24 protein-coding genes and 1 pseudogene are annotated in these 24,317 nt (G+C 42.9%); 20 read left to right on the top strand and 5 right to left on the bottom strand.

Features of this window, described 5'->3' with window-relative positions; translation table 11 throughout:
* Window positions 1-147 precede the first annotated feature (147 nt).
* Window positions 148-864 (bottom strand): ribonuclease PH, encoded by a 717-nt coding sequence (rph, locus tag G0029_RS00310; RefSeq protein ID WP_111885099.1) that lies wholly within the window; start codon window positions 862-864, stop codon window positions 148-150.
* A 176-nt stretch (window positions 865-1,040) separates the two neighbouring features.
* Between rph and G0029_RS00305 the strand changes: the two genes are divergently transcribed.
* Entirely contained in the window at window positions 1,041-1,718 is a 678-nt protein-coding gene (locus tag G0029_RS00305; RefSeq protein WP_180107832.1) for a TetR family transcriptional regulator, read from the top strand.
* Window positions 1,719-1,777: 59 nt separating this feature from the next.
* Here the strand turns inward: G0029_RS00305 and G0029_RS00300 are convergent, their stop codons facing one another.
* The gene (locus G0029_RS00300) at window positions 1,778-2,395 is read right to left on the bottom strand and encodes a thiol:disulfide interchange protein DsbA/DsbL (RefSeq protein WP_111885097.1); all 618 of its coding nucleotides are present in this window, start codon (window positions 2,393-2,395) and stop codon (window positions 1,778-1,780) included.
* 182 nt (window positions 2,396-2,577) lie between these two features.
* On the opposite strand from G0029_RS00300, the gene ubiG reads away from it, so the two are divergent.
* From ubiG to G0029_RS00225, 15 genes are all read left to right on the top strand, one after another.
* The gene (gene ubiG / locus G0029_RS00295; protein ID WP_078190637.1) at window positions 2,578-3,288 is read left to right on the top strand and encodes a bifunctional 2-polyprenyl-6-hydroxyphenol methylase/3-demethylubiquinol 3-O-methyltransferase UbiG; all 711 of its coding nucleotides are present in this window, start codon (window positions 2,578-2,580) and stop codon (window positions 3,286-3,288) included.
* A complete protein-coding gene (locus G0029_RS00290; protein ID WP_180107833.1) occupies window positions 3,288-3,986 on the top strand; it encodes an HAD family hydrolase in 699 nt (232 codons plus the stop codon). The genes ubiG and G0029_RS00290 overlap by 1 nt, the downstream gene beginning before the upstream one ends.
* A 36-nt stretch (window positions 3,987-4,022) precedes the next feature.
* Window positions 4,023-4,772, top strand: coding sequence for a YciK family oxidoreductase (locus tag G0029_RS00285; protein ID WP_078190639.1), 750 nt, complete (start codon window positions 4,023-4,025; stop codon window positions 4,770-4,772).
* Window positions 4,773-4,940: 168 nt separating this feature from the next.
* The gene (locus tag G0029_RS00280) at window positions 4,941-5,360 is read left to right on the top strand and encodes a hypothetical protein (protein ID WP_180024665.1); all 420 of its coding nucleotides are present in this window, start codon (window positions 4,941-4,943) and stop codon (window positions 5,358-5,360) included.
* 232 nt (window positions 5,361-5,592) lie between these two features.
* Window positions 5,593-5,748, top strand: coding sequence for a hypothetical protein (locus G0029_RS00275; protein ID WP_168379727.1), 156 nt, complete (start codon window positions 5,593-5,595; stop codon window positions 5,746-5,748).
* Between the two features lie 312 nt (window positions 5,749-6,060).
* Window positions 6,061-6,471 (top strand): RcnB family protein, encoded by a 411-nt coding sequence (locus G0029_RS00270; protein ID WP_180107834.1) that lies wholly within the window; start codon window positions 6,061-6,063, stop codon window positions 6,469-6,471.
* Between the two features lie 242 nt (window positions 6,472-6,713).
* Window positions 6,714-7,124: an RcnB family protein gene (locus tag G0029_RS00265; RefSeq protein ID WP_168379728.1), complete on the top strand. Its 411-nt coding sequence runs from the start codon at window positions 6,714-6,716 to the stop codon at window positions 7,122-7,124.
* A gap of 178 nt (window positions 7,125-7,302) precedes the next feature.
* On the top strand, window positions 7,303-8,364 hold the full coding sequence (locus G0029_RS00260; protein WP_194087875.1) for an RNA-guided endonuclease InsQ/TnpB family protein: 1,062 nt from the start codon (window positions 7,303-7,305) through the stop codon (window positions 8,362-8,364).
* Window positions 8,365-8,450: 86 nt separating this feature from the next.
* On the top strand, window positions 8,451-9,803 hold the full coding sequence (argA, locus tag G0029_RS00255; RefSeq protein WP_111886026.1) for an amino-acid N-acetyltransferase: 1,353 nt from the start codon (window positions 8,451-8,453) through the stop codon (window positions 9,801-9,803).
* A 338-nt stretch (window positions 9,804-10,141) separates the two neighbouring features.
* Window positions 10,142-11,104, top strand: a complete 963-nt coding sequence (locus tag G0029_RS00250) for a sulfonate ABC transporter substrate-binding protein (RefSeq protein ID WP_180107837.1) — start codon at window positions 10,142-10,144, stop codon at window positions 11,102-11,104.
* 26 nt (window positions 11,105-11,130) lie between these two features.
* The gene (locus tag G0029_RS00245; RefSeq protein WP_180107838.1) at window positions 11,131-12,120 is read left to right on the top strand and encodes an aliphatic sulfonate ABC transporter substrate-binding protein; all 990 of its coding nucleotides are present in this window, start codon (window positions 11,131-11,133) and stop codon (window positions 12,118-12,120) included.
* A gap of 33 nt (window positions 12,121-12,153) precedes the next feature.
* On the top strand, window positions 12,154-13,329 hold the full coding sequence (gene ssuD, locus G0029_RS00240; RefSeq protein WP_168379803.1) for an FMNH2-dependent alkanesulfonate monooxygenase: 1,176 nt from the start codon (window positions 12,154-12,156) through the stop codon (window positions 13,327-13,329).
* Entirely contained in the window at window positions 13,329-14,144 is an 816-nt protein-coding gene (gene ssuC, locus G0029_RS00235) for an aliphatic sulfonate ABC transporter permease SsuC (protein ID WP_180107839.1), read from the top strand. The genes ssuD and ssuC overlap by 1 nt, the downstream gene beginning before the upstream one ends.
* A gap of 10 nt (window positions 14,145-14,154) precedes the next feature.
* Window positions 14,155-14,961 carry an ABC transporter ATP-binding protein gene (locus tag G0029_RS00230; protein ID WP_180027319.1) on the top strand — a complete coding sequence of 269 codons (807 nt, stop codon included), beginning with the start codon at window positions 14,155-14,157 and terminating at the stop codon, window positions 14,959-14,961.
* A gap of 346 nt (window positions 14,962-15,307) precedes the next feature.
* Window positions 15,308-15,928: a TetR/AcrR family transcriptional regulator gene (locus G0029_RS00225; RefSeq protein ID WP_078190649.1), complete on the top strand. Its 621-nt coding sequence runs from the start codon at window positions 15,308-15,310 to the stop codon at window positions 15,926-15,928.
* Between the two features lie 69 nt (window positions 15,929-15,997).
* Here G0029_RS00225 and G0029_RS00220 read toward each other — a convergent pair whose 3' ends face one another.
* The 3 genes and pseudogenes from G0029_RS00220 to G0029_RS00210 form a co-directional block, all read right to left on the bottom strand.
* Window positions 15,998-16,564: a 5'-nucleosidase gene (locus G0029_RS00220; RefSeq protein WP_180110314.1), complete on the bottom strand. Its 567-nt coding sequence runs from the start codon at window positions 16,562-16,564 to the stop codon at window positions 15,998-16,000.
* Between the two features lie 118 nt (window positions 16,565-16,682).
* Complete coding sequence (locus G0029_RS00215) at window positions 16,683-17,759, bottom strand: aromatic ring-hydroxylating dioxygenase subunit alpha (protein ID WP_180110313.1); 1,077 nt, start codon at window positions 17,757-17,759, stop codon at window positions 16,683-16,685.
* 259 nt (window positions 17,760-18,018) lie between these two features.
* Window positions 18,019-19,159, bottom strand: a pseudogene (locus G0029_RS00210) (TDT family transporter).
* A 208-nt stretch (window positions 19,160-19,367) separates the two neighbouring features.
* Here G0029_RS00210 and ribF point away from each other — a divergent pair.
* The 4 genes from ribF (at window position 19,368) to G0029_RS00190 (ending at window position 24,286) form a co-directional block, all read left to right on the top strand.
* On the top strand, window positions 19,368-20,369 hold the full coding sequence (gene ribF / locus G0029_RS00205) for a riboflavin biosynthesis protein RibF (RefSeq protein ID WP_180110312.1): 1,002 nt from the start codon (window positions 19,368-19,370) through the stop codon (window positions 20,367-20,369).
* 63 nt (window positions 20,370-20,432) lie between these two features.
* Entirely contained in the window at window positions 20,433-23,279 is a 2,847-nt protein-coding gene (ileS, locus tag G0029_RS00200) for an isoleucine--tRNA ligase (protein ID WP_180110311.1), read from the top strand.
* On the top strand, window positions 23,272-23,811 hold the full coding sequence (lspA, locus tag G0029_RS00195; protein ID WP_078190655.1) for a signal peptidase II: 540 nt from the start codon (window positions 23,272-23,274) through the stop codon (window positions 23,809-23,811). The genes ileS and lspA overlap by 8 nt, the downstream gene beginning before the upstream one ends.
* Complete coding sequence (locus G0029_RS00190; RefSeq protein WP_078190656.1) at window positions 23,804-24,286, top strand: FKBP-type peptidyl-prolyl cis-trans isomerase; 483 nt, start codon at window positions 23,804-23,806, stop codon at window positions 24,284-24,286. Before lspA ends, G0029_RS00190 begins: the two co-directional genes overlap by 8 nt.
* Window positions 24,287-24,317 lie beyond the last annotated feature (31 nt).

Raw genomic sequence — 24,317 nt, 5'->3', positions numbered from 1 at the left:
TAGTTCTTCAAAGCATTCTGATCCTATTAATTTGAGTCAAAGACACGCTACTGAATAGCCGATTCTTGTTGGATTTTCTATATTCAGCGCATAAAAAAACGCATCCGAAGATGCGCTCTTTATTCAGTTTAAACTGAATCAAACAACTTACCAGCCTAAAGCTTCTTGTTGTTTTTTGATCAATTCTTGAATGCCTTTTTCAGCCAATTCAAGCATTTCATTACACTGTGCACGCGTAAATGGTTTGTCTTCAGCTGTGCCTTGAAGTTCAATGAACTCACCTGCTTGTGTCATGACCACATTTAAGTCAGTTTGGCAGTTTGAATCTTCTTCATAGCAAAGATCAAGTAATGCTTCATCTTGATACATACCTACAGAAACAGCTGCAACTAAGCCTTTAAGCGGATCTTGTTTAATTTTTTTATTTTCAAGCAAGACATTCATCGCATCGACCAAAGCAACAGCTGCACCTGTGATTGATGCTGTGCGTGTACCGCCATCTGCTTGAATCACATCACAGTCGATGCTAATTGTATTTTCACCCAATTTTTTCAAATCAACCATGGCACGTAAGCTACGACCGATCAAACGTTGGATTTCTTGTGTACGACCACTTTGTTTACCACGTGCTGCTTCACGGTCACTACGGGTATGTGTAGAACGTGGAAGCATGCCGTATTCCGCAGTTACCCAGCCTTGACCTTTCCCTTTAAGGAAACGTGGCACTGAGTTGTCGACACTTGCAGTACAAAGAACTTTTGTATGACCAAATTCAACCAATACAGAACCTTCCGCATAACGTGTGTAGTTACGGGTAATTTTTACTTCACGTAATTGATCTAATGCTCGTTGGTCGATACGCATAATGAGTCCTTAATCTGACAAAATTGATTGCGGCACATTATAACAGAAGGTACAGCCAGATTCGGGACGCATTCGTGCGCATTTACAAAATCCATTCATCCAAGTTTTGATAGGCCCGTCGTACGTCATCAGGAAATTTGTTAGACTGAAGCCACGCAAAATTCAGGACGAATTGCATGTCGATACGGGAAGAACGTAAGCAACAAAGTCGTAAAGCCATCCTTGATGCAGCGCTTGCATTGAGTACTACGGGCCGTTCTTTCAGTAGCCTGAGCTTACGCGAAATTTCCCGTCATGTTGGCTTGGTCCCCGCTGCATTTTATCGTCATTTTCAGGACATGGACGAACTCGGTTTGGAACTGGTCGACCAAATGGCCCTGCACCTTCGCAATGTCCTCAATCAAATGAGTCAGCAATGCTTTCAAGCGCCAGATGCACGCACACGACAAAGTCTGGATTATTTATTTCATGCCGTTGAGCAATTTCCTGAGGCATGGATGTTTCTTATTGCTGAACGTTGGGGTGGTTCAGCAGCCTTAAGGCAAGCTATTACACGTGAGTTTAATTTTCTCAGTACCGATTTGGCCCATGCACTGGCTCAAGTTGAAGCGACTCAACATATTCAATCCGAACAAGACCTCAAAGTATTGGGACAAATTTTGTTTGAATTGGCCTTAAGTTGGGCAATGCAGTGGATTGACTTACATCGACATATTGACCTTCCACAACGTACTGATGCGCTACAACAATTTCGCCGCCAAGCTCAGACTCAAGTTCAGCTCTTATTTCGTGGCATCTTACATTGGGATCGATCTTTGGCTCAAATCGCTGATCCGCAAAATTTATCGACCTAAAACGCAAAATGTGCCGTCATAAAAAAGCCGCATCGAGTGCGGCTTTTTCAAAACATCTGTTATTTCGCTTTGCGTTCTTTATCAACAAGGAATTTCACGATTTCAACGGTACGTGCATCTTCACCTTGTACGATGTATTTACCATTGACGGTAATCGCAGGCACGCCGCTCAATTGATATTGAGCTGCTAAGCTTTTCGCTTGAGCAATTTTTGAAGACACAGCAAATGATTTAAATGTGCTGTTAAATTTCGCTTCAGGAACACCATAACGGGTGTAGAACTTCGCAAATGCGCCTTGTTCTAAGATATTTTTCTGACCCACATGAATGTCATGGAACAATTGTAAATGTGCTTTTTGACGAACACCCAATGCTTCCGATGCATAGTAAGCACGTGCGCCTTGTTCCCAAAGTGGGTTCATTGCTGCAGGTGTACGGACAAAACGTACATCTTTAGGCAATTGCTTTAACCACGTTTGCATATGCGGTTCTAATGTAAAACAATGTGGGCAGCCATACCAAAAGAACTCACGGACTTCGATTTTACCCGGACGTTCGACTTTAATCGGTTTTGGAATAACTGTGTAATCAGTCCCCGCGACAAATTGCGCTGCCATCGCACTGCCAGAAAAAGCCAAAATAGCTGTTGTAATCGTGCCTAAAAGGAATTTTTTCATTGAACTTATCGTCCTCAAAATCATTATGATTAGTTTATGGCAACACTATAAATCAAATCTGTCGATTTCGTTTTCATTCTGTGAACTTTTTTAAGGCTTTTATCGCTTTTTTTTCAGGACGCGCTACACTAACTCCCATAAACTTTTTTCTAAAATATAAAGACTTGATTGAGGTGCAACCGATGTCGCAATTGAATGTTGATCCACAAGAAATTGCCAAATTTGAAGCTTTCGCAGCCATATGGTGGGATCAGCATTCTGAGTTCCGCCCTTTGCACATGATTAATCCTCTGCGTTTGAACTGGATTGATGAGCATTCAAATGGTATCACTGGCAAGAAAGTATTAGATGTAGGCTGTGGCGGCGGTATTTTAGCTGAAAGCATGGCACGTCGTGGCGCGCAAGTATTGGGTATCGACATGGGCGAAGCGCCATTAAATGTTGCACGCCTACATGCCGAACAAGAAAATGTGCAAAATATTGAATATCGCCAAGTGCCTGTAGAGCAATTGGCAGAAGAACAAGCAGGTCAATATGACGTCGTTACCTGTATGGAAATGCTCGAACATGTACCTGATCCAGCATCAATTATTTTAGCGTGTCAAAAACTGGTAAAACCGGGTGGTCATGTATTCTTCTCGACCATTAACCGTAATCCTAAAGCGTATTTGTTTGCGATTATTGGAGCGGAATATGTTTTACGTATGTTGGCGAAAGGCACTCATGATTATTCGAAGTTTATTAAACCTTCAGAATTAGCTCATGATATTCGTCAAGCCGAGTTAAAACTCAAAGATATGACTGGTTTACATTATAACCCGATCACCAAACGCTATTGGCTCGCACCGAATGTGGATGTGAACTATATGGTTCATACGGTGAAAGAAGCCTAATGAAAGCTGTACTCTTTGATCTTGACGGTACACTGATTGATACCGCGGCTGATTTTATTCGTATTATTCAAGACATGTGCCGTGACAAAGGCATTGCGGTGGTCAGTGCAGAAGATATTCGTGTACAAGTATCTGAAGGCGCGCGTGCGATGGTCAAACTGGTCTATCCAGAGTTAGACGTTGAAGATCCTGTCTTTCTGGCACATCGTCAACGCTTTCTAGATCTGTATGGTGCTGATATTGCAGTTGATACCGATCTATTTGAAGGCATGTATCCACTACTCGCAGAGTTAGAACAACATCAAATTCCGTGGGGCATTGTCACCAATAAGCCGCGTTCACTCAGTGAAGCGTTGCTCAAAGCGTTGAATTTGAATGAGCGCTGCTCGGTATTGGTTTGCCCAGACGATGTCAGTAAAACCAAGCCAGACCCAGAGCCGATGTATTTAGCAGCCAAGCACATTCATCTAGATGCTCAAGACTGTATCTATGTCGGTGATCATCCACGTGATATCGATGCCGGTCGTAATGCGCAGATGTACACAATTCTTGCGGCTTATGGCTATTTACCTTTACAACACAAAGATGACTTAACAGCTTGGCATGCAGATTGTATAGTGAAGACTGTTGCTGAATTGCATGAAGTCATTCATGATTTGGTCATCAAACCGAAAACGCTAAACACAGCGACTTTATAACGATAGAACACAACACAATAAAACGAGGAGGTACGGATGAAATATTCAGAATATCAACCTCGCCCCGATCTGCTCAAAGATCGCATTATCCTGATTACAGGTGCGGGCGATGGTATTGGCCGTGCGGCTGCCCTCAGCTATGCCTTACATGGCGCAACCGTGGTTTTACATGGACGCACACTGAATAAACTAGAAGTGATTTACGATGAAATTGAAGGATTGGGTGCCCCCCAACCGGCGATTTTACCGCTACAACTGTCTAGTGCCTCTCCTCGTGATTATGAGCTGTTGGTCGATACCTTAGAAAAGCAATTTGGACGCCTTGACGGCATTTTGCATAATGCCGGGATTTTGGGTGAGCGGACTGAACTAGAACATTATCCTGTGGATGTATGGGATGATGTTATGGCGGTGAACCTTCGTGCGCCTTTTGTACTGACTCAAGAGCTAATGCCATTACTGCAAAAATCTGAGCATGCCTCAGTGGTCTTTGCCAGTTCAGGTGTGGGACGTGAAGCCCGTGAACGTTGGGGCGCGTACTCGGTCTCAAAAATTGCCATTGAAGCCGTGAGTACATTGTTCGCCAAAGAAAATGAGCATCCCAATATTCGTTTTAACTGCATTAATCCCGGTGCGACACGTACTGCCATGCGTGCAAAGGCGTATCCAGACGAAGATCCAAAAACTTTGCCTACGCCTGAAAGTATCATGCCTGCGTATTTATATTTGATGGGTGATGACAGCTTGCATTTAACCGGTGCCAGCATAGATGCTCAAGATGAATAAGCTGAAAGCCAATTTAAAAAGGAAGCTCGCGCTTCCTTTTTTTATGCCTTGAATCTTTACAACGCATCATTAACCGAATGATTTTGCAGTGCCCACGCGAAAGTCGACTTGAGTTTTTAGCAAATTTGCCGATACTTGGGGCATTCTTTAAAAACATTGGATTGATACATGTCTGACTTTAGCAATATTACAGTGACTCCAACTGAGGATGGCATGGTTAACCTACTGGTCGATGGTCAACCGATTTCAGCAAAATATGGCATAAAATTCGACCCGAGTATCGTGGACGATTTAAAGGGCTTAGATGTCGGTCAAAATGCAAAATTATTTGAACAATTTATTTTTTCGCATACTGACTTAAACTTTGAGCATGCCTATTTCTATGTCACTTGCATTCAAAAGCAAGAAGCAGGCTTTCAAGTGATCACTAACTTTGTTTATCGCATCATTGCGCAAGATCAAGCACCGTTTGAGCATGTGATTACCAAACAAGGTGCAGCAATGACACCTGAAGATATTAATGAATTTATTCAAGCTCATATTCAAAAATCATTAACGGATTATACCGACCTGAAATACGCATACTAATTACGTTCCAAGTGACACATTTAGAACTAAAAAGGGCCATTTGATGCCCTTTTTTTAAACTCTTAGATTAGCATTTGAAATTCAACAAGCTTTGATCAATAGACAGCTTCATTACCCAATTTGCCATTGATCGTATTTTTAAATTATTTTTATAATAATATTCGGTTTTTCAAATTAAATATAAAAGCATAGACTGCTTGCCATGACATAGACCGACGGCAAGGAGACCCAAATGGCTGATCAAACACGCAAAATTGAAACCATTCGTTCAATTGAAAACTTACAACTGACTGAAAATTTGATCTCTGCAATGGACGATGCCGAGCAAGCTGAATCTGTGGCTCAAGCAATTTATTCACTCCAATGCCTAAACGAGCAGTGGTACTAAAACCCGAAGTTACTCAACATTTTCAGTCTTTCATCTCTCCCCCTCATTTGCCTGTCAAGACTTGATGGGCTTTTTTGATCATGCTTACAATAGACCTCAAATTTAATCAAAGCTGAATTGCAAGGATAAAAAGCGCGCATTATCGGACCATCTCTTCCAAGATGGAAAGATTGTTCTCAGCGCGAAATTTATCGCATAATATCCGCAATCTCTTCGTTTTATTTAAAGAAATATTCATCTTTCTTCACAGTTTCTCTGCATTTAATGCGTACAGTAGTGATATTGAAGATAAATTACTCATGAGGGTTGAACATGAAAAAGATTTTGCCAATTTTGGCTATTTCTTTCAGTGCTTTAATAGCAAGCAGCATCACGTCTGCAGCGCCTCACTTCAAGAACGATGAACGTGGCTTTGATGGCCCACGCGGCAATGCATATGGTCAAATGAAAGAAGATCGTGATTACCGTGGTTATCAGGACGATGACGATCTTGAAGATCGACGCCGTATGCGTGAACAACGTGGAGTCAAACGTTTGCAACAACATAAATGGCAAACGGGCTATGTGATGCCACAGCATTATCGTGGTAATGGTTATAAAGTCAATTATAAAGACCATAACTTACCTAAACCATCGCGTAATCAGCAATGGTATAAAATCAATAATGACTACATATTGGTCAACTCAGATAGTAACAGTATTCTGAAAATTTTAGGTATGTAAGCCGTTTTGAATTTAATTTCGCCATTTTTTTAAAGCCCAGATCAACTCTGGGCTTTTTTTATGAGGTTTTTTTAATGTTTAACCGCAAAAGCTGATGCTGCCTAGCGTTCAGATCATTTACACACCTTCAAATTTCCTCCATACATTTCACAATTCAACTATATTGCCCCCACGCTTTCTCTGAACTTTCTCGCTAATTTTGAATCATCGAAAAACAGATTAGAAATGTATAGAGGTGTCCCATGAACAAAATCGTATCGAGTTTAGTTCTTTCCGTATCGGCTTTGATGGCTACAACAGCAGCCATTGCTGCGCCAGACCATCGTCAAGATGACCGCCGTTACCATCCGTCATACCAACATCAAGACAACCGTTGGGACAAAGATCACCGTCCGAGCAATTGGAATAACAACAACCGTTATGACAATAATCGCTACGACCGTAATGACTTTCGTCGTGTAAATCCAAGCCGCGATTGGCGTGTTGGTCAAAGCTTTCCTCGTTATTTCGATTCAAGCCGCTACAAAGTGAGTGATCGTGAAGCGCGCCGTTTACCGAACACCGGTCGTTATCAACAATGGTACAAAATCAATGGTGACTACGTGCTAGTCAATGATCGTACCGATCGCATCATTCGCATTAAGAATGGCTAATCATTCGACGATCTCTTAAGTCCCTTTCCCAACACCTGAACACTGTTCAGGTGTTTTTTTATCAAATGGAGGGTAAAACTCTGTCCTTCAGGTCAGAGATATAAGCGACACGACATGAAGTGTCGTTTGATTTAACTAAGGACTATTTTCCTTGAGTTTTGATTGTTAATATAAGTACATGAAAACCCTTAAATTACGTATAAAAGACAAACATTGCAAGGTGTTAGACCAACTAGCATCAGAAGTGAACTTCGTCTGGAATTATGTCAATGATTTAGGGTTTAGGCATTTGAAGCGGAAAGGTGAATTTCTCTCTGCTTTTGATATGGCCAAATATACGAAAGGCACATCCAAAGAATGTAATTTACATAGTCAAACCATTCAGGCTGTAACTGAAGAATTAGTCACCCGAAGAAAGCAATTTAAAAAGGCAAAGCTGAAATGGCGTGTCAGCAATAAAAAATCAGCAAGGCGCTCTTTGGGATGGGTTCCCTTTAAAAAGGTGGCTATCAAATATGCCAATGGATATGTCCAGTATGGAAAACACCAATTTAAGCTTTGGGATAGCTACGGTTTAAGCAAATACACGTTAAAAACAGGTTCATTTGTAGAGGATAGCCGTGGGCGTTGGTATGTATGTCTTGTTGTTGAATCGCCTAAGCAAGATGAATCGACAGCAACCAAAGCGATTGGTATTGATCTAGGCTTAAAAGATATTGCCACCTGTTCTGATGGCACTGTAATTTCAAATCCAAAATTCTATCGAAAATATGAGCAGAAATTAGGTATTGCTCAGAGAGCCAGGAATAAGAAGCGTGTTCGTGCATTACACGCCAAGATTGCAAATAGCCGAAAAGATCATTTGCATAAAGCAAGCACCAAGCTTGTGAATGAAAATGCATTGATTATTGCAGGTGACTTGAGTGCTAAAAAATTAGTAAAAACCAAAATGGCAAAATCTGTTTTGGATACAGGATTTTCTGCACTAAAAACAATGCTCAAGTATAAATGCGAGAACGCAGGCGTATTGTTTGAAGAAGTCCAAGAAGCCTATACCACCCAAATCTGTTCGTGCTGCGGTGAGATCACCTCAAGTAGTCCAAAAGGTAAGACAGATCTTGGAATAAGAGAATGGGAGTGCATGAGCTGTGGTACAGCTCATGATCGAGATATAAACTCAGCTCTAAACATTCTTGCGCTTGGGCATAAGCGTCTAGCTGTAGGAATCACCCTCGTTTAAGGGGGTGAGGATGTCAAATTTGCTTTCCGCTGTCATATGTTTTTGTTTAGAATCATCCATACCAGAGCGAATAAACAGGCATAGGCATGCAAACGAATATCACTGAACCATCTTCCAGCACAACCTTACAGTATGTGCATTGGTTCCGTCATTCTGCACCCTATATTAATGCGCATCGCAACAAAACCTTTGTCATCATGTTTGATGGTGAAGCGCTGCAACATGAAAATTTTCAACATATTATTCACGATATTGCCTTATTACACTCGCTTGGTATTCGTCTAATTTTGGTGCATGGTGCCCGTCCGCAAATCAATCATAATTTACAAAGCAGCGGCATCCAGACACCATTTCATCATCATCGTCGCATCACCACTCGCGAATCTTTACCTGCTGTGATGAATGCTGTTGGCTCCATTCGTCTGCAAATTGAAGCCCTCCTATCTATGGGTTTAGCCAACTCACCGATGTACGGCGCGCGTATTGATGTGGTCTCAGGTAATTTAGTCACGGCAAAACCGTATGGCATTCGTGACGGTATCGATTTTCAACTGTCTGGTGAAGTTCGTTCCGTCGATATCGATGCAATTCAACGTCATTTAGAGAGCCAAAACATTGTGGTGCTTGGGCCGACAGGTTATTCCACTACAGGTGAAGTGTTTAATTTATTGGCTGAAGAAGTTGCGACCAAAACTGCGATCAGTTTAAAAGCGGATAAGTTAATTTTCTTGGGCAAACAACACGGTTTGCACAATGAACATGGGCAGCTACAACGCGAAATTACACCTCATCAACTTGATCAGCATATTTTGCAATATCAAGATTCTAATCCCGATATTGCCCTGCATTTAAGCGTTGCTAAAGATGCCTCGTTACAAGGCGTACACCGTGTTCATCTTATTTCATATGCCTATGATGGCGCATTGATCGAAGAACTGTTCACGCGTGACGGTTCTGGCACCATGATCACGGATGCGCATTATGAAGAAGTGCGTACTGCCGATATTCAAGATGTGGGTGGCTTAATCAATCTGTTACGCCCTCTCGAACAAGAAGGCATCTTGGTTTATCGCTCACGCGAACGTCTGGAAAATGAAATTGGACAATTTGCAGTGATTGAACGTGACGGTACGATTTTGGCTTGCGCTGCGTTATACCCGATTCCTGTCACAGGGAATGAAAAACGCTCTGCTGAAATCGCATGTGTGGCTGTGCATCCAGGTTATCGAAAATCGAATCGTGGCAGCCAAATTTTGCATTATTTAGAAGAAAAAGCGCGAGATTTAGGTATTGAACAATTGTTTATTTTGACCACACGGACAGCGCATTGGTTCCTTGAACAAGGTTTTGAACAAGTCAGTGTCGATGACTTACCGAATGCCCGTCAGGCCTTATATAACTACCAAAGAAACTCATTGGTTTGTAAAAAGTCACTTTAAAGTGGCTTTTTTTATGCGCTGAATAGCATTATTTTGCATAAGGTTATGCCGAATCCCTTGGCTACACCCTCAAATCACTTTGCAAGCCACAGAATAACCATATCTGCCATTTAAATAACCATAATAAATAAAATAATTTCAACAACTTAAAATAATACCTCTGCACATTATATGTTTTTCTAAAATCATAATTTCTCATAAGTTTTTCTGATTTTTATTTATCTTTTTTCCTGATTTTAAATTTAAGTTTTCTTATTTTTTTCGAAAAAGAAAACTCTTTAGCTTATGTGTTCATAAATCAACAGTTCTGCACATTTAGACCTTTATAGGAGCAACACATGCGTACTCACAAAGTAAAACTTTGGACAAAAACACTTGTACTGTCTACAGCGGTTGTGGGTGCCATGATGATGTCGAGCTGTGGCAAAAAAGAGGCTGATGAAAATGTCACCTTAAATATCGGCTTCCAAAAATATGGCTTATTGCCAATTTTAAAAGAACGCGGAACCTTAGAAACAGCCTTAAAAAGCCAAGGTGTAAATATCAAATGGGTGGAATTTCCTGCGGGTCCACAGCTGCTTGAAGGCCTCAATGTGGGCAGCGTGTCATTTGGTGAAGTCGGTGAAGCACCGCCTATCTTTGCTCAAGCCGCTCAAACTGATTTAGTTTACATTGCCAACCAACCTGCTGTTCCAAAAGCTGAAGCGTTAATTGTGCAAAAAGATTCGGCTATTCACAGTATTCAGGACTTAAAAGGTAAACGTGTGGCCTTAAACAAAGGCTCAAACGTGCATTACCTGTTGCTCAAGTTGTTGGAAGCCAATCAGCTTAAATTTAGCGACATCAATGTCGTGTATTTACCGCCTGCCGATGCACGAGCTGCCTTTGAAAAAGGTGCAGTCGATGCATGGGTAATTTGGGACCCGTTCCTTTCCGCCGCTGAGCATCAACTTAATGCTCGCACCATTGCCAATGGCGAAAACTTGGTGAAGAACTACCAGTTCTATTTGGCCGATCGCAAATTTGCTCAGGAAAATCCAAAAGTCCTGCAAGCTGTGGTGAATGAGTTGAATTTGACCACGCAATGGGTCTCTAAAAATCAAGATGAAGCGGCCAAATTACTCGAAGGCAAAACTGGCTTAGGTCTGGATGTGCTTAAAACATCAATTTCCCGCTTAGGCAATCAAGTGACGCCAATTACTGCACAAGTGGCGCAAGAGCAGCAGCAAGTCGCTGATGCGTTTTATAACGAAAAATTAATTCCAAATAAATTAAATATTGAGTCGGCCATTATCAAATAAGCCGACCACAGCATAAGGGCGATGCCATGCGTATTCTAAGAACATTTTCCATACTAACTTTAACCACTTTTGGCCTTGGACTCAGTGCCTGCCAAAAACAAGAAACAGCACAGCAGGATCGTGAAAAACCAGCTGAAACAGCCGTAAAAACCTTGGTTATCGGTTTCCAAAAATCAGCCTTAAATTTGCTGGTTGCCCGTGAACAAAAGCTCTTTGAACAACAATTTCCCGGCGCTCACATTGAATGGAAGGAATTCCCTGCTGGCCCACAAATGTTAGAAGCCCTTGCGGTCGGTGCGGTGGATTATGGCTATGTCGGCAACACCCCGCCTATTTTTGCCCAAGCTGCCAATAAAGACCTGAATTATATTGGCTATGAAGTGGTGCCTGAACAGTCGCTTGCTGTCGTGATTCCAGCGGATAGCTCAATCAAAACCATTCAAGAATTACGTGGCAAACGCGTTGCTGTACAAAAAGGCTCGAGTGCGCATGAGTTATTAGCCAAGACTTTAGAAAAAGCCGGTTTGACGTGGAGCGACATCCAACCAATTTGGATTCCACCAGCAGATGCACGAGCCGCATTTGATAAAAAATCAATTGATGCATGGGCCATTTGGGACCCGTTTTTATCTGCAGCGGAGTTGGATGCTCAAGCTAAAGTGCTGATTCAATCCGGTGATTTTCCAAAGACCTATTCATTTTATGTGGCAAATCCAAAAGTCGTTCAAGCACACCCTGATGCCCCAGCTAAATTTTTAAAGGCCCTAGACGCTTCCGATCAGTGGATTGTGAAGAACCAAAATGTGGCTTTAGATATTTATCAAAACAGCACAGGGCTGCAAAAGAATATTGCTGCACAAGCCTTTTCTCGCCGATCTAAACCATCTCCTGTGCGCTCGCTGACACCCGAGGTCATACAAGCACAGCAAAATATTGCGGACTTATTTAAACAAGTCCAACTGATTCCAAACAACATTCAAGTCCAAAAGCAAGTTTGGACACCTTCATCACATTGATACCCGAGCCATCAAAAATACAAGGAACTGAACATGAAAATTTTCTGGTTTATCCCTACCCACGGTGACAGTCGCTACTTAGGAACAAGTAAAGGTGCACGCCAAGTCGATCATGCCTACATGAAGCAAATTGCGGTAGCGGTGGATAATCTTGGCTATGAAGGCGTTCTGATTCCGACAGGTCGTTCATGTGAAGATCCATGGCTTACAGCTGCAAGCTTGATTGATGCCACCAAAAATTTAAAATTTCTAGTCGCTCTACGTCCGGGGGTGACAACGCCTGCACTGACTGCACGTATGGCTGCAACTTTTGACCGTTTATCTGGCGGTCGTATCTTACTCAACTTAGTCACAGGCGGTGATGAGCAAGAACTCAAGGGTGATGGTGTCTATGAAGATCATGCGACGCGTTACCAAACTGCCGCAGAATACACCACGATTTGGCGTGAAATTTTAACCCGTTCACATACTGGTGAAAGCTATACCTTCCATGGCGAACGCCTGAGTGTGGACGACGCAAAATTACTTTATCCACCGGTACAAAAACCGTATCCACCACTATGGTTTGGCGGTTCTTCAGAGGCAGCTGTTGAACTCGCGACAGATCAAGTTGACACCTATTTAACTTGGGGTGAGCCACCTGCTGCGGTAAAAGAAAAAATTGCAGTGGTGCGTGAAAAAGCCAAAGCCAAAGGACGTGAACTGAATTATGGCATTCGTTTACATGTCATTGTGCGCGAAACCAATGAAGAAGCATGGAAAGCAGCAGAAGAGCTGATCCAATATGTCGACGATGCCACCATTGCAGCCGCGCAAGCCAAGTTCAAAACCATGGACTCTGTTGGTCAACGCCGTATGGCTGAACTGCACAACGGCGACCGTAGTAAATTAGAAGTATCGCCAAACTTATGGGCGGGTGTTGGCCTGGTTCGTGGTGGTGCAGGTACGGCACTCGTTGGTGATCCTGAAACGGTAGCCGCACGTATCCAAGAATATGCTGATCTAGGAATTAGCACCTTTATTTTCTCTGGTTACCCACACCTTGAAGAGTCGATCCGTTTCGCAGAATTGGTGTTCCCACTACTACCATTGGAAACGCGTCAGAAATTGGTTCAACCTAACTTAACGGGCCCATTTGGTGAGATTGTCGCGAACAACTACACCCCAGATGAAAATAAAAAAGCTGAAAAGATTCAGGAGCCGGCCTAATGTCCAAAACTGTTTCTGTTGAAACCTTCAAAGCACCGAAGGTTTCACGTGGAACACAACTCGGGCAGCGTTTGCTGCCTTGGTTGTTTCCTATTGCATTAATTATTGTATGGCAAATTGCCTCTGTTACAGGGCTGTTAGAAAGTCGTATTTTGCCTGCGCCAAGTGAGGTGGTGGTGGCCTTTTGGAACTTACTGATCAGTGGTGAACTGTGGAAGCATGTTCAAATCAGTGCGGGTCGTGCTTTGGTTGGGCTTTTAGTCGGTGGTGGATTAGGTCTTTTTTTAGGGCTGCTGAATGGTTCATCCAAAACAGCATCGACGCTACTTGATACCACGCTGCAAATGATCCGTAACATTCCTGCTCTTGCCCTGATTCCCTTGGTGATTTTATGGTTTGGGATCGATGAATCGGCCAAGCTTTTTTTAGTTGCTATTGGCGTAATCTTTCCCATTTATATCAACACCTATCATGGTATTCGCTCTGTAGACCCTCAACTGATTGAAATGGGCAAAAGCTACGGTTTGAGTGGCTGGCAACTGTATAAAGAAATCATTCTACCGGGGGCGATGCCGTCTATTTTGGTTGGTCTGCGTTTTTCACTCGGTCTCGTTTGGGTTTTGTTGATTGTGGCAGAAACCATTTCTGCACAAGCCGGCATCGGTTATATGACCATGAACGCACGCGAGTTCCTGCAAACCGACATCGTCTTGGTCGGGATTTTATTGTATGCCCTACTCGGTAAATTAGCCGATGTACTGGCTGTTGCCTTAGAAAAATATTTACTCCGTTGGCACTCGGGTTACCAAAAATAAGGAGCATATGATGACCGATTTAAGCATAAGCCGTCATGCAGACGACTCAACCCAACCTCAGCGTTCTTCTGTCGAGGATATCAACCCCCATGCGGTGTTGGGCGCAGAGATCCTGATCGAACAACTACACAAATTTTATGGCGATGTTAAAGTCCTTGAAGACCTTGACCTGCATATTCAACCCGGTGAATTCTTGGCGATTGTCGGTCGTAGTGGCTGTGGTAAAAGTACCCTGCTTCGCCTCATCGCCGACTTAGAAAAACCGAGTTATGGCGAAATTAAATTTAAGTCTGCTCGTCATATTCGTGAAGGCATCACCAGTGATGATATTCGTGTGATGTTCCAAGACCCTCGCCTCCTGCCTTGGCGTAGCATTGAGAAAAATGTGCAACTCGGTTTAAGCAAAGACCAACATGCCAATGCCACAGCACTCCTCGAGAAAGTTGGTTTAAAAGACAAAGCGGGGCTTTGGCCAACACAGCTATCAGGGGGGCAACGTCAACGTACTGCACTGGCACGTGCTTTGTCACATAAACCACGCATTTTGCTGCTAGATGAACCACTGGGTGCGCTCGATGCCTTAACACGTTTAGATATGCAGAATTTGATTGAAAAACTCTGGACTGAACAAGGGTTTACCGCGATTTTGGTCACGCATGATGTAAGTGAAGCCGTGCAGTTGGCAGACCGTATAATCTTGCTCGATAAAGGCCATATTGCCAAAGAATTTAGTGTCGATTTGACCCGCCCACGAAAAAAAGGCATTGAATTTACTGAACTTGAACAACAAGTCTTACAAGCGGTCTTGGCCACTTAAGCTGTACTTGTGCAGGAAATCATCACTTAAACCGTGTGACTTCCTGTACTATTCAAGAACAATATCGCAACAAAACCATATTTAGCATTGAGGTAGATTTATCGCCTGTTGACAAATACATCACAAAAATTACGACAAATCATATAAATCCATGACTAAAAATAATGATTTATTTAAATTTCACCCTAAAATGATTATTTGAAATATTATGGCATTCGTCGTATTTATTTGACCGTTGAACAGAATAAACTGCCAAAATTCATAAAATTAAAAACGATGATTGTGCACAAATCTGTTGATTTGCCGTACAATTCAATATTCCCTTTTCATTTTCTTAAAAGAGCTAATGGAACAAAAAAAGAGTACCCAGAAACGCCACCAGTTGCTTAATGCAGCACTGGATGTCTTTTCCCTGTATGGCTTCAATGGCGCCAGCTTGGATGAGATCGCACAGATTGCAGAAATGCATAAATCGAATATTTTCTATTACTATGAAAATAAAGAAGCGCTTTATGTTGAAGTTCTGACAACGGTTCTACAAAAGTGGCTTGCTCCGCTACAAATGTTGGAAGCAGACCTTGAGCCTGAAGAAGCGATCACCAATTATCTATTGCAGAAAATTGAAGTATCTCGTACGCAACCGAAAGCCTCACGTTTGTTCGCACTTGAAGTCATTCAGGGCGCACCACACATTCTTGAAATTTTAAAAGGCCCACTAAAAAAATTAGTGAAACGCAAAGCCAAAGTCATTAGCAACTGGCAAGAGCAAGGTAAAATTTCAAAAGATATTGATCCAGAACTTTTAATTCTGAACATTTGGGCAATTACGCAAAACTATGCTGACTTTGCAACCCAAATGGAAATGGTCACTGGAAAAACCTTACGTAATCGCAGTATGCAACAACGGATTATTCAACATACCGTTCATATGATGCTTTACGGTGTAATTCCACGCCCAGAAAAGTAAATTGAATTGGGTCGAATTGGCATACGACCATAGCATTCTATGGTCGCCGACCGAAATTAGCTAAATGCCTTATTTTACTGTTTGATATAATTCCAATAATTTCTTTGCGCCGAATAATAAATTTTCTTCCCAATCCAGATGTGCTGTGTCATTCGCACCATCGGTAATATATTTTACCGATACAAAGCGAACACCCAGTTTTTTACATACTTTAGCGATTGCGTAGCCTTCCATATCGACAAGATTACACGGTACTTTCGGCAGCCCAGTTTCAAAGCTGTCGCCTGTACCACAAATTCCTTTAGGCAAATGACTAAACATGCTCTCTGGCTGAATTTCAGCAGGATGATCAGTATCCATCGGGGTCACACCCACATCAAAGCCCAAAGGCGATACATCCATATCCCGTTGTACAAATTGAGCCACTTCAACCAAAGCATGTGCATCAAAATGTGAACTTCCCGCTGTGCCCAAATTCAGTAAAGTACGACATCCGGTTTTTTGAATCACATCAAAGGCTTTAAATGCGGCATTGACTTTACCAATACCACTGTAATGCACTTCAATGCCTGCGGCTTCAAACAAGCCTTTAGATTCACTCGGCAGTGCCATAATTAAAGCGATTTGCTGACGCATAGCGGTCTCCTCAAATTGATGCCTTCATATAGCATACATTTGCACGTGCGCAGAAAAAATCATCTTCCAAAATCACATTGCTCAGAAAAATAAACTCCTCAAACAGATTCGACTGTTATCAAATTTGAAATTGCATCGGACGTTTGCCAATAAATGACGGTGCCAATTGTTGGTCATGACGTAAGGCATCTAAAATCTTCTCTAAGGCAATATGTGCCATATCCCCTCGTACACTATGCGAATGGGTCATTGGCATATGCTCGATCCCAGCTCTTCGCGCTGACAAAATTTTAATGTCTTGTTTATTCACGACCCAAATATAGGCATTCACAGCAGGCATCAATGCCTTAGACAACAATTTTGGAATCGGAAATTTATAACTAACACAGGTATAAACCCTTGACTCATACGGTCCCACAGGGCTAATCAGACTATTAAACACCATGCCCGATGGCTCTCCCCAATGGTATTCCACCAAGGTAATATTCGGCGCGATAAAACTGTCGCGGTGGACCTGTTCAGCACCATGCGGATTGGTCAGCCATGGCATCATGCCGACATCTGCATCATGGTCATGATAGTCAACGACTACTTTGCGCGGCCCGACATCTATGGTGGCATCCACGGCTTTTCCCGACTCTGAACGAAACCAGCCTTCATGGACAAATATGGTATGGGTTACATCCATTATATTCTGTGCAACAGCGCCCATCTCGCCATCATAACTGCCGACCATGTAATAGCTGACCCAGCCGGCTTGATCATAAAACGGTAATTTAAATATTTCCGGGCGTTCCTGTTTGGGCTTTTCACCGAGATAAATCCATACCACCCCATCTTGCTCACATACATCAAAACTACGCTGTTTAAAGGGATGCGGTTTTTCTGGAAAAAATTGTCCATTGACACTAGGAATATGCGCCACATGCCCATCGCCCTGATACGACCAACCATGATATGGACATGTCACGCAGCCATCGGTCATTTTACCCTTAGACAAAGGCACACCACGATGCACACATTGATCGAGCAATGCAGCGGCTGTTCCATCTTTTTGTCGGAACAGAACAAATTTTTTACCATACAGGGTGGCTGAAAAAGGTTGATCTTTTTTGAGTTCTTTAGAGGTACAAGCGACGTACCACTCTTCTAATAATCCTTTGGCATCATCCCAAAAACGGGTTTGATTACACATAATTCGATCCTTATTTTTATCTTTTTTGTTTTAATCCATATGCCTTGCTCTAGTTCCTACACTTCAAGCAAGTTTATATCTCGAAGCCAGTTGATCTCTCGAAAATACGCGCAAATTTTATACATGAATGTTTTGCTTGGATAGCAAAATAACGTAACTGCATCACACGCTTGCACAAGCTCTATATTTGTTTGCTGAAATCCGTCAAAGCCAACGCGCTATATTTTTCTTCAACGGATTTACATTCACCCGACATCAATTAAGATGCGCGCTGAGCATCACAATACGCTTTTAAACACGGAGAAAAAAATAAGCTGCCGCGATAAAACCCTTGTATGGTTTTCAGCATCACCAATAACCAAAGCGTACAGAGCAATACTGCAAAAAAAGTACCGAACTGTTGAATAGCGTGTAATTGCGTCTGTTCCGCCAAATTGATGACTGCTAAACTAAAAACGCCGAATGGAAACGTCATCGCCCACCACCCGAGATTAAAGGGTAAATCTCGTAAATGTTTTAGTGTGATGAGTATAGCGATTCCAAACCACCATACACCAAATCCGAGCAGAACAAGGGCTGCGAACACGCCGCCTTGAAGCAACACCTGTCCTAAATCTGCCAAGTCTACTGCTGTCAAAATACGTGGGGCTTGCTCGCCCAAAAGTAACAGCGCTAAAGCCCCTGTCCCAATCGGTCCTAAGGCCAACCAACTGCTGATCGCCATTTCCTTACTTGGCAATTGATGTAAAGCCAGACGCAGCAACAAGATGCTTAAGATGGCAAATGCAGGAAATACTGAGATCCCCCAAAGCAGATAACTCCCCAGCAAAATATGGACAGAATGGGCCTGTGCAGGTAAATGCGCCAACAATAAACCGCCTGAACTGGCAACCACCTCGCAAGCCACTATCGGCAATAACCATACTGCGGTCATGCCTTGCAGCGCATGTTGCTGACGACTAAACATCAGAAATGGAACACACCATGCAATCGCTATTGACATCAACACATCGACATACCATAAATATTCAGCCCATGTGATGATGCTCATGCCCAAAAACTCTGTGTATAGCGTGGTGCCAAATTTCAATGCGCCATTGATCAGGGTTGCCAGTGCCATGGGGATCGCCCCAAGAAATAAACTCATCACTGGATGCTGGAAAATCTGCTTGTGGGTACAATATCCATCGGCTGAGATACATCCCACTAAACAATATGAACAACACGATGCTGATCTGCCACAGCGCTGCTCCGAAGGACCACATCCACTGCGGCGCCACCGCTATAGATGGTAAAATGAGGGCCACCACACCTGTGCCCATCACCACCGTAAACCAGTTTGGGGTGAAATGACGAATCAAGTCTTGTTTATGCTGGAGTTGATAAAATGGCATTTTCATCGCATGATGCTCATCAAAATGGAATGTCTATAGTTTAAGCACACCATTAAATAAGAAAAATTTATTAATATTTATTTTTATAATTTATTTTACTGATAATAAATTCATCTCTGCATAAAAAAACTTGAGTAAAAACACAACAACAAGACGAACGCAGAAGATTATGGCAATATATAGCCCTCAAACATTTTCAACAATTGATTCGCCCATGAAGCTGCTCCGTCTGAATGCTTTAGCGCCCCACTTAGAACTCCCCAAAACTGCCGTGACCATTGGCAATTTTGATGGCGTACATTTGGGTCATCAAGCGATGGTCAGCCAGCTCAAAGACATAGCACAGCAACAAAACTTAAAAACAGCTGTGATGATTTTTGAGCCACAACCGCTTGAATTCTTTAAAGCTTATGATGCACCGCCTCGAATCAGTTCACTACGTGAAAAAGTCGAATATTTAACTGGACTGGGCGTCGACTATATTGTGGTGGCGAAATTTGACAATGCCTTTCGTAATCTCAGCGCCGAAGAATTTGCCGATATTTTAAAAAATAAACTCAATACACAAAGTTTAGTTTTGGGCGAAGATCATCACTTTGGCAAAAACCGCCAAGGCAATAGCGAATTTTTACGCCAATACGGCTTCCAAGTCACAGCCCTGCAAAATGTCGAAGTTGATGGCGAACGTGTCAGTTCGACACTGGTTCGTCAGACATTACAAGCAGGCGACCTTGCCCATGCCGCAAAACTTTTAGGTCGTCCTTATAGCATCACCGGTCGTGTGCAGTATGGCGATCAAATCGGTCGCACCATTAATTTTCCTACCATTAATGTGCGTTTAAACCGTCATAAACCTTGTTTAAATGGCATTTATGCAGTCGATGTCATTTGTGAAACCGAATCTTTAACAGATAAAGTAAAAAACGAAAATGCTGACAAATTAGGGGTTGCAGGTTATGCACCCTCTGCCCTGTTTGGTGCAGGGCATGTTGGTACGCGTCCCGCAATTAAACAGGAACATCCTGAATGGCGATTAGAAGTACATTTTCCTGATGTTTCTGCTAATCTGTATGGCCTGTTAATGCGGGTGACGTTCTTGAACTTTTTACATGGCGAAAAGGACTACCCTTCGCTTGAAGCACTGAAAGCCGGAATTGATGACGACGTCGAAAAGCTCCTTGAGTTTCGAGGTCAGCACCCTCATTTCCCCTTTTAAACCCCGATTATTTATTGTAAAACGCGTCAGTCAACGGGCTGATAAATTTGGAAGACAACTTGCATGAGCGATAAGCAAACTCCTGAAAATGCAGTGGATTATAAAGCCACGCTAAACCTCCCAGGTACTGAATTTGCGATGAAAGCAAATCTCGCAGTACGTGAAGCGAAATGGTTAGAAGAGTGGTATGCCGACAACATTTATCAGCAGATTCGTGCATCGCGTATTGGCAAGAAAAAATATGTGCTTCATGACGGCCCTCCATACGCAAATGGCCAAATTCACTTAGGCCATGCGGTGAATAAAGTCCTCAAAGACATCATCATCAAAAGCCGTGTAATGGACGGTTTTGACGCACCGTATGTACCAGGTTGGGACTGTCACGGTCTTCCAATCGAACTGAAAGTTGAAGAAAAAGTCGGTAAAGTCGGCGTAAAAGTAGATGCCTCAACTTTCCGTAAAGCCTGCCGTGAATATGCTTACACCCAAGTCGAATTACAGAAAAAAGACTTCGTGCGTATGGGCGTATTTGGTGATTGGGACAATCCTTACCTCACCATGAACTTCAAACAAGAAGCCGACATCGTTCGTTCGCTCGGTGAAATTGCCAAAGCAGGCCATATTGAGCCGGGTCTTAAACCAGTCAACTGGTGTTTAGACTGTGGTTCTGCCTTAGCTGAAGCTGAAGTGGAATACGAAGACAAAAAATCAGATGCGATTGACGTGGGTTTTAGCGTTGTTGATTTAGCTGATTTATCTGCACGCCTAGGTGTTACAGTTAGCGATTCTACAGATATCGTAATCTGGACAACCACGCCTTGGACTATGCCTGCCAACCAAGCGGTTGCTCTACATGCTGAGCTTGAATACCAATTGGTGAAAGCAACTGGCGAAGACAAAGCAGCGCAAAACTTCATCCTTGCAAAATCATTAGTTGAATCTGCAACTCAGCGTTATGGTTTTAACGCAGTAGAAGTGATTGCTGAGTTTGTAGGTGCAAAACTTGAAAATCTAGTACTACAACATCCGTTAATTGCTGAACGCCAAGTGCCAGTGATTTTGGGTGAGCATGTCACAGACGGCAGTGGTACAGGTGCTGTGCATACCGCGCCAGGCCATGGTGTGGACGACTATAAAGTTGGCTTACAGTACAACCTGAAAGTCGACAATCCAGTTGGCGGCAACGGTGTATATTTACCGACTGCGCCAATTTTTGCAGGCGAACACATCTACAAAGCCAATCCAAAAATCATTGCTGCTTTAACCGAAGCAGGCAAACTTTGGGCACATGTGGTGATCAAACATAGCTATCCACATTGCTGGCGCCATAAAACACCGATTATCTTCCGTGCAACACCGCAATGGTTCATCAGCATGGATGCAAAAGGTTTACGCCAAGGTGCATTGAACGCGATTGAAAATGACATCAGCTTCGTACCGGATTGGGGTAAAAACCGTATCCAATCGATGATTGAAGGTCGTCCAGATTGGTGTATCTCACGTCAACGTACATGGGGCGTGCCAATTCCATTCTTCGTGCATAAAGATACCAACGAACTTCACCCGCGTACCCCTGAGCTAATCGAAGAAGTCGCGAAGCTGATTGAACAAGAAGGTATTGACGGTTGGTATAACCGTGATGCGTCTGAGTTTATCGGTGCAGATGCAGAGCAGTACAATGCAGTTCGTGACACTCTAGACGTTTGGTTTGACTCTGGAACAACACACTTTGCAGTACTTCGTGAACGTGAAGAATTGCAAGACCCTGCTGACTTGTACCTTGAAGGTTCTGACCAACATCGTGGCTGGTTCCAATCTTCATTGTTAACATCTATGGCGATTAATAACCGCGCACCTTACAAAGGCTTATTGACTCACGGCTTCGTTGTGGATGAAAAAGGCCGCAAAATGTCGAAGTCGATCGGTAACGTGATCACTCCGCAAGACATCATTAAAGACATGGGTGCAGATGGCCTACGTTTCTGGATTGCGTCTGCAGACTACCGTTATGAAATGACTGCAGGTAAAGAAATCTTCAGCCGTGCATCAGATGGTTACCGCCGTATCCGTAATACGTTGCGTTTCTTGTTGGCTAACTTGAATGGCTTCAAACCATCGACTGATGCTTTGCCTGTCGATCAATTGATCGCACTGGATCAATACATCTTGCAACGTGCTGCGGAAGTACAAAAAACTATTCAACAAGCTTATGAAGATATGAACTTCCATATCGTGACTAGCGCATTGACCAACTTCTGTATTAATGACTTGGGTGGTTTCTATCTCGACATCATCAAAGACCGTCAGTACACCACCAAAGCAGACTCAGCAGCGCGTCATTCTGCACAAACGGCGTTGTATCACTTGGTTCAAGCCTTTGTCCGTTGGATGTCTCCTATCTTGAGCTTTACCGCACAAGAAGCTTGGCCGTTGATTCCAGAGCAATCTGAGAAATATGTATTTACTGCGGAGTGGTATGACATTCCTGTAGCCTCTACAGCGAATCTGGTGACTGAAGCTGAATGGCAAACCTTGATCACCGTCAAATCTGCAGTAAACAAGTTTATTGAAGCTGCACGTACTGCAAAAACTGTGGGTTCAAACTTGTCTGCCAAAGTTGAACTTTGGGCCAATGCTGAACTGAAAGCTGTTTTAGACAAATTCGGTGAAGAACTGCGTTTTGTCCTCATCACCTCTCAAGTGATTGTTAATGAATTTGACGCAGCACAAGGCGAAGCCTCTGACCTTGACGGTTTAAATGTCAAAGTCTCTGCTGCTGATGGTGAAAAATGTGCACGCTGCTGGCATGTACTGCCAGATGTGAATACACATCACGAACATCCAGGTCTTTGTTCTCGTTGTATTATTAACCTCCCTACAGGTCAAGGCGAAGAGAGAAAATATGCCTAATCCACAAGAAAAAAAGGGCTTCTTTCAATTCTACCCACACAATTTAGTGTGGGTGGGCTTATCCATTGTTGCCATTATTTTGGATCAATGGACCAAATGGATTGCAAGTACACATCTGAACTACGCAGATCCTGTACCTGTCATGCCCTTTTTAAATTGGACATTACTACATAACTATGGCGCTGCCTTTAGTTTCTTGTCCGATGCCGGTGGATGGCAACGTTATTTCTTTACTTCACTCGCAGGACTTGTGTCTGTCATTTTTGTATTTTGGCTCATGCGTATGCCAAAAAACGTGAAAGTCCTTCCAATTGCCATTGCCCTGATTTTAGGCGGCGCAATCGGCAACTTAATTGACCGCGTATCTTTAGGTTATGTGGTGGATTTCATTCACGTGTATTACAACAACAGCCACTTTCCTGCATTTAATATTGCAGACAGTGCCATTACATTAGGCACGATTCTGCTTCTTATCGATACGTTTTTCTTAGAAAAACACCGAATTCAACGTGCGGAAGCGCAAAATGACTGATTTTATCAATCCTAACGAGGAAACTCGTATTGAAGAAGGTTCTAAAGTAGACCTTCACTTTTCTGTTGCTATTGAAAATGGCGTAGAAATTGACAATACCCGTAGCCGTGCTGAACCTGTCAGCCTTGTCATGGGTGATGGCAGCTTATTACCGGGTTTTGAGAAAGCTTTATTCGGTTTACGTGCAGGTGACCGCCGTACTGTGAGCCTTCCTCCTGAAGATGCTTTTGGTCCATGGAACCCGGAAAACGTACAAAAATTTGATACTGTCAAATTTGAGCAACGTCCTGTTGAAGGCCATATGATTGAGTTTGAAGATAAAGCCAAACAAAGTCTGTATGGGGTGATCAAAACTGTAGGTGAAGACATTACCGAAGTGGATTTCAACCACCCTCTAGCCGGTAAAAATATCACCTTTGAAGTTGAAATTTTCAAAGTGACCCCTGCCGGTCAACAAGGCGTGAAACTGATCTAAGTTTCAGCAAATGAAAGCTCCTTCGGGAGCT

This window comes from Acinetobacter sp. YH12138, from assembly GCF_015218525.1.
GTDB lineage: Bacteria > Pseudomonadota > Gammaproteobacteria > Pseudomonadales > Moraxellaceae > Acinetobacter > Acinetobacter amyesii.
This window is presented reverse-complemented; position numbering and strand designations above follow the sequence as displayed.

Coding starts and splice junctions, on each gene's coding strand:
- G0029_RS00245 (WP_180107838.1), top strand. CDS start 11,131: ATGCGTATTCTAAGAACATTTTCCATACTAACTTTAACCACTTTTGGC.
- G0029_RS00215 (WP_180110313.1), bottom strand. CDS start 17,759: ATGTGTAATCAAACCCGTTTTTGGGATGATGCCAAAGGATTATTAGAA.
- G0029_RS00260 (WP_194087875.1), top strand. CDS start 7,303: ATGAAAACCCTTAAATTACGTATAAAAGACAAACATTGCAAGGTGTTA.
- ileS (WP_180110311.1), top strand. CDS start 20,433: ATGAGCGATAAGCAAACTCCTGAAAATGCAGTGGATTATAAAGCCACG.
- ribF (WP_180110312.1), top strand. CDS start 19,368: ATGAAGCTGCTCCGTCTGAATGCTTTAGCGCCCCACTTAGAACTCCCC.
- G0029_RS00265 (WP_168379728.1), top strand. CDS start 6,714: ATGAACAAAATCGTATCGAGTTTAGTTCTTTCCGTATCGGCTTTGATG.
- G0029_RS00250 (WP_180107837.1), top strand. CDS start 10,142: ATGCGTACTCACAAAGTAAAACTTTGGACAAAAACACTTGTACTGTCT.
- G0029_RS00280 (WP_180024665.1), top strand. CDS start 4,941: ATGTCTGACTTTAGCAATATTACAGTGACTCCAACTGAGGATGGCATG.
- lspA (WP_078190655.1), top strand. CDS start 23,272: ATGCCTAATCCACAAGAAAAAAAGGGCTTCTTTCAATTCTACCCACAC.
- ssuD (WP_168379803.1), top strand. CDS start 12,154: ATGAAAATTTTCTGGTTTATCCCTACCCACGGTGACAGTCGCTACTTA.
- G0029_RS00220 (WP_180110314.1), bottom strand. CDS start 16,564: ATGCGTCAGCAAATCGCTTTAATTATGGCACTGCCGAGTGAATCTAAA.
- G0029_RS00230 (WP_180027319.1), top strand. CDS start 14,155: ATGACCGATTTAAGCATAAGCCGTCATGCAGACGACTCAACCCAACCT.
- G0029_RS00270 (WP_180107834.1), top strand. CDS start 6,061: ATGAAAAAGATTTTGCCAATTTTGGCTATTTCTTTCAGTGCTTTAATA.
- G0029_RS00300 (WP_111885097.1), bottom strand. CDS start 2,395: ATGAAAAAATTCCTTTTAGGCACGATTACAACAGCTATTTTGGCTTTT.
- G0029_RS00305 (WP_180107832.1), top strand. CDS start 1,041: ATGTCGATACGGGAAGAACGTAAGCAACAAAGTCGTAAAGCCATCCTT.
- ubiG (WP_078190637.1), top strand. CDS start 2,578: ATGTCGCAATTGAATGTTGATCCACAAGAAATTGCCAAATTTGAAGCT.
- G0029_RS00290 (WP_180107833.1), top strand. CDS start 3,288: ATGAAAGCTGTACTCTTTGATCTTGACGGTACACTGATTGATACCGCG.
- G0029_RS00190 (WP_078190656.1), top strand. CDS start 23,804: ATGACTGATTTTATCAATCCTAACGAGGAAACTCGTATTGAAGAAGGT.
- G0029_RS00225 (WP_078190649.1), top strand. CDS start 15,308: ATGGAACAAAAAAAGAGTACCCAGAAACGCCACCAGTTGCTTAATGCA.
- argA (WP_111886026.1), top strand. CDS start 8,451: ATGCAAACGAATATCACTGAACCATCTTCCAGCACAACCTTACAGTAT.
- ssuC (WP_180107839.1), top strand. CDS start 13,329: ATGTCCAAAACTGTTTCTGTTGAAACCTTCAAAGCACCGAAGGTTTCA.
- G0029_RS00285 (WP_078190639.1), top strand. CDS start 4,023: ATGAAATATTCAGAATATCAACCTCGCCCCGATCTGCTCAAAGATCGC.
- rph (WP_111885099.1), bottom strand. CDS start 864: ATGCGTATCGACCAACGAGCATTAGATCAATTACGTGAAGTAAAAATT.
- G0029_RS00275 (WP_168379727.1), top strand. CDS start 5,593: ATGGCTGATCAAACACGCAAAATTGAAACCATTCGTTCAATTGAAAAC.